Source organism: Algoriphagus sp. (genome assembly GCF_024642405.1).
Lineage (GTDB): Bacteria > Bacteroidota > Bacteroidia > Cytophagales > Cyclobacteriaceae > Algoriphagus.
In genome coordinates this window covers 1-3,810 of sequence record NZ_JAHEBC010000358.1, presented here as the reverse complement: position 1 = coordinate 3,810, position 3,810 = coordinate 1, and the positions used below count along the sequence as shown (strand labels likewise).

Genomic DNA, 3,810 nt, shown 5'->3' with positions numbered 1-3,810 from the left:
CCCAAGTGAAATTTCCCGGTGAACTCTCAGGGAATATATCCGGCATAGTGGCCTCATATTGATTTGGGATCCATTTATTATCATACATGTAATAAAAATCCTGAAATTCAGGATCCCCTTTCTTGGCTTTTTCGGCCCATTCGTGTTGATGAGAGGTATGGTTTAAAACTATGTCAAGCATGAGATACATATTTTTTGACTGCATCTCTTTTCTAAGTTTTTTCAGATCATCTAAACTCCCAAATCTTTTATCAACTTTCCTGAAATTGGAAACAGCATAACCTCCGTCGCTTTCATTTTCTGGACTCTCAAATAGTGGCATTAAATGCAAAAAGTTTACCCCGAGTTCTTCCAGGTAATCCAACTTTGAATTCATGCTTTTCAGGTCCCCACTAAATCGATCTACATATAAGCTCATACCTGTGAGTTCATTGGAGAGAAACCAGATTCCTTTCTTTTTCTTTTCTGAATCCCTTTCTTTTAAATCTTTAGCGCGTTCCTGACTTGCTTTAGCCAGCTGTAAAATCAACCTTTCAAAAAAGAAATTTGCTTTTTCACTTTGCCCATATACCTTCCCAAATAGTTCTGCAATTGTATCAATGGAGTTACTTAACCTAAAGAACAATTCTTTGTCTTTTCCGTTTTTTGAAAATCCGTTTTTGGTTAGAATATCGATAGCAAAATCATTTGCTGCTTTGTCCAGTAAAAACATGCTTTTTGTTTCAATTGAATATTAATGTCCTCCACCCCCTAAAGTTGGAGATTCTATGACGTTGGTGTTTTCTTTGATTCTTAAAACAGCAAGAGCGCCGATTAATAATAAAATCCCTGCAAATGAAATTGCTGTTCCAGGATTATTATTGAGAAAAGTCTTTGAAATAAATCCAAAACTTAGAGTCTGCAATATCATCGGTATCACAATCATCATGTTGATGATCCCCATATAAACTCCGTATCGTTCTTTGGGGATTTCATTGACTACCAAAAGATACGGAACACCCATCATGCTCGCCCATGCGATCCCAAAACCTGTCATAGGTGCAAATAAAAGGTATTTGTTTTCAATGAGAGGAAAAGCTAAAAGAGCAACTCCTGCCATTAGCAAGCAGATAAAATGGACTTTCTTTGGTCCGAATTTGGTTGCCATCCTAGCTAAAAAGAAGGCCGAAAGAAAAGTGACGATGTTATACCAGCCATTTACCAATCCTGTCCATCCCACAGCTTCCTCATAGAGAGTCTTATTTTCTAAGGGAGTTGTATTCCAGACAGACTGTGCAATGCTTTTGGCAGCATTCTGCCAATAACAGAATAGAGCATACCATTGGAATAGGTAAACCAAAGCTAATTTCCACATGACAGAGGGCATTTGGGTGAGCGCCTCAATAATTTCTAGGTTTTGGGCAAAAACCACTTTCATGGTTGGATGGTTTTCTGCCCAATGAATGGTCCTTCGAATGATTTTTCTGTCAAAAATCGCTGGGATGATTAATATAAAAAGAGCTAGATAAGCTATTAAAGTGGTTAAGATGGAAAGGAAAAACTGGATTGCAGGGTGAGGCATTCCTTTGTTTCTTTCATTTAACACGACTAATTCTTCTTCCGATGGGGGATATTCAGGGGTTTTGGACATACTCCATACTACCGAACCAATTGAACAGACAGTTCCTAAGAAAAAGGAAGCATAGACCCAGATTGGAAGCGAACCAGCTACACCTGGTATGTATTTTTGAAATACGAAAAGAGAGACATTGGCCAAGGTAATCCCTAAACCAGTAAAAAAACTTTGAGTCAAAAATCCTTTGCTATATTGTTCTTCTGGAAGTACATCAGCAATCAGCGCACGGTATGGTTCCATTGCAGTGTTATTTGCTGCATCCAAAACCCAAAGTAATCCTGCCGCCATCCAAAGGGAGCTACTGAATGGATAAAAGAATAAACAGATACTACACATCAAAGCACCGATGAAAAAGAATGGCTTTCTTCTTCCAAATCTGGGACTCCAAGTACTATCACTGAGTGCACCGATGATCGGTTGAATGAGTAGCCCGGTCATCGGGCCTGCTAAATTCAAAATCGGGATTTCATCTGGGGCGGCCCCAAGCATATCGTAAATCGGGTTTACTGCGCTTTGCTGTAATCCGAAACTATATTGAATCCCAAAAAAACCAACATTCATGTTGATAATTTGGGAAAAGGAGAGCTGTGGCTTTCTCATTTAAATATTTTGGGTTCGTTATCGTTAAGCTTGGGTTTAAAGCTTTTAAGGGCTTTTAGCTTAAATCGAGAAGTTAAAATACACATTTAGGCGATTATTTTAGCCGTTTGACTAAGAAGGAAAATAAATAGATTATCGGGTCATGATAGGAATTTCAGTTTTTAATTTATTTCAATCATTTGAAATGAGACAAAATGAGTTCAAAAAAATGAATTTATTTTAAAATAAGTGTCCAGAGAAAGGTTACCATAATATTTTTATATCTCTATATTATTTTATTAGCTCCCGTATTTCACTCAAGAAAATTTTGACTTTCTCTTTTGGATCACCTTCACCCAATGTCTCAATAGGTATATATCCACGGTAGCTGGATTTCTTAATTAAGGACATGACTTTGGCAACATCAGTTTTTTGCTCTACGCCATTCAGATACAAGTTTTCTTTCAGCTGCCAACTGACCGCGTATGGAATTGCCTTTTCTATTTCCTGGTAAGCATCATTTCGAAAGCTGCCAATATCCAGAATCAGTCCAAACCAATCTGAGTCCACGCGGTTAATAATATCTATGGTCTCATCGGCAGTTTTGAGAAAATCATGGTGATTTTGTATAGCGACTATCACCCCATGAGCTTTTCCGAATTCAACGCATTCCTTGAGGTCCGCCACCATATATTCAATTACTTGTTTTCTTGGTAAATGGCTTACGTCGGCAGTTCCAGAGAAAACCCGAATAACTGGAGCTCCGAGCTTTTCTGCTGCCAAAATCCAGTTTTTAACCAATTCCACACTGGCCTTTCGCTTGGCGGGATCTGGATCGGTAAAATCATTTCTAACTCCCGTCCCGCTAATTTCCAATCCAAGAAGAAAAGCTTTCTGTTTGATATGGTATAAATACTCATCCGATGGCACTTCTGGGTAGCCCGGGAAATAGTAGGCGGTAATATCAACTGCATCAAACTGGTTGGCGGCACAATATTCCAACAGGTCGTCCAAATTCATTTCCCCTTTCATCAATGGGACATTAAATGAATAAGCATTTAGACTAGTTTTTAATTTTGTAGGAAGCTTCTGCTGCGAATTTCCAGTCAAAGGAAAACATGTGACCAATGAAAGCAAGACGATCAATGTCCTAAGTTGATTTTTATTAAATCGCTTCATAGTCCGTCCGTTTATTCAAGATTTCTATTGATTGTTATCCTTTCTATTCTCCTGCCAACCTCACTTTAATTTTTGTTAGTTCTCCCTTTATAGTCCAGGCTGGAATTCTAATTTCAATTCTCTTGAGATCTTCAATTTGTCGGTCAAGCTCCAATGGAGCCGGATCAAGTGATACGACAGAAATCATGATTTCAGGATGAGAGAGGTTTTGAAGATGAAGGGTTTTACCGTCTTGCTTCAAAATTGCGCCGTCCTCAGTTAATTCTACATCAGCTAAGGTCATCATTTGCCAAGTGATGAGTTGCGTGTTTTCGGAGAGTTCAATTTCATCCTCAATTGTTATAGAGCTGGGGCTGTCTTTTGTGAACTTCCTTTTAGCTGATTTTACCTGACCTTCCAAAGTTTTGCTGAGGTCAAAAGTTGCTTCGGGTTGCTCA

General features: G+C 38.6%; 3 protein-coding genes and 1 pseudogene. All 4 read right to left on the bottom strand.

All coding sequences use genetic code 11. From position 1 onward, the window contains the following. Nucleotides 1-712: alpha-amylase family glycosyl hydrolase (locus Q0L68_RS17705; protein WP_296705592.1), on the bottom strand; the 712-nt coding region annotated here is incomplete at its 3' end. Nucleotides 713-733: 21 nt separating this feature from the next. After that, on the bottom strand, nucleotides 734-2,215 hold the full coding sequence (locus tag Q0L68_RS17700; RefSeq protein WP_296705591.1) for an MFS transporter: 1,482 nt from the start codon (nucleotides 2,213-2,215) through the stop codon (nucleotides 734-736). 270 nt (nucleotides 2,216-2,485) lie between these two features. Further along, complete coding sequence (locus Q0L68_RS17695) at nucleotides 2,486-3,373, bottom strand: sugar phosphate isomerase/epimerase (protein ID WP_296705590.1); 888 nt, start codon at nucleotides 3,371-3,373, stop codon at nucleotides 2,486-2,488. Between the two features lie 43 nt (nucleotides 3,374-3,416). Beyond that, nucleotides 3,417-3,810, bottom strand: a pseudogene (locus Q0L68_RS17690) (hypothetical protein); the annotation flags it as partial.

Bases quoted from the DNA above. Each gene is read 5' to 3' on its own strand.
- Q0L68_RS17700 (WP_296705591.1), bottom strand. From the start codon at position 2,215: ATGAGAAAGCCACAGCTCTCCTTTTCCCAAATTATCAACATGAATGTT.
- Q0L68_RS17695 (WP_296705590.1), bottom strand. From the start codon at position 3,373: ATGAAGCGATTTAATAAAAATCAACTTAGGACATTGATCGTCTTGCTT.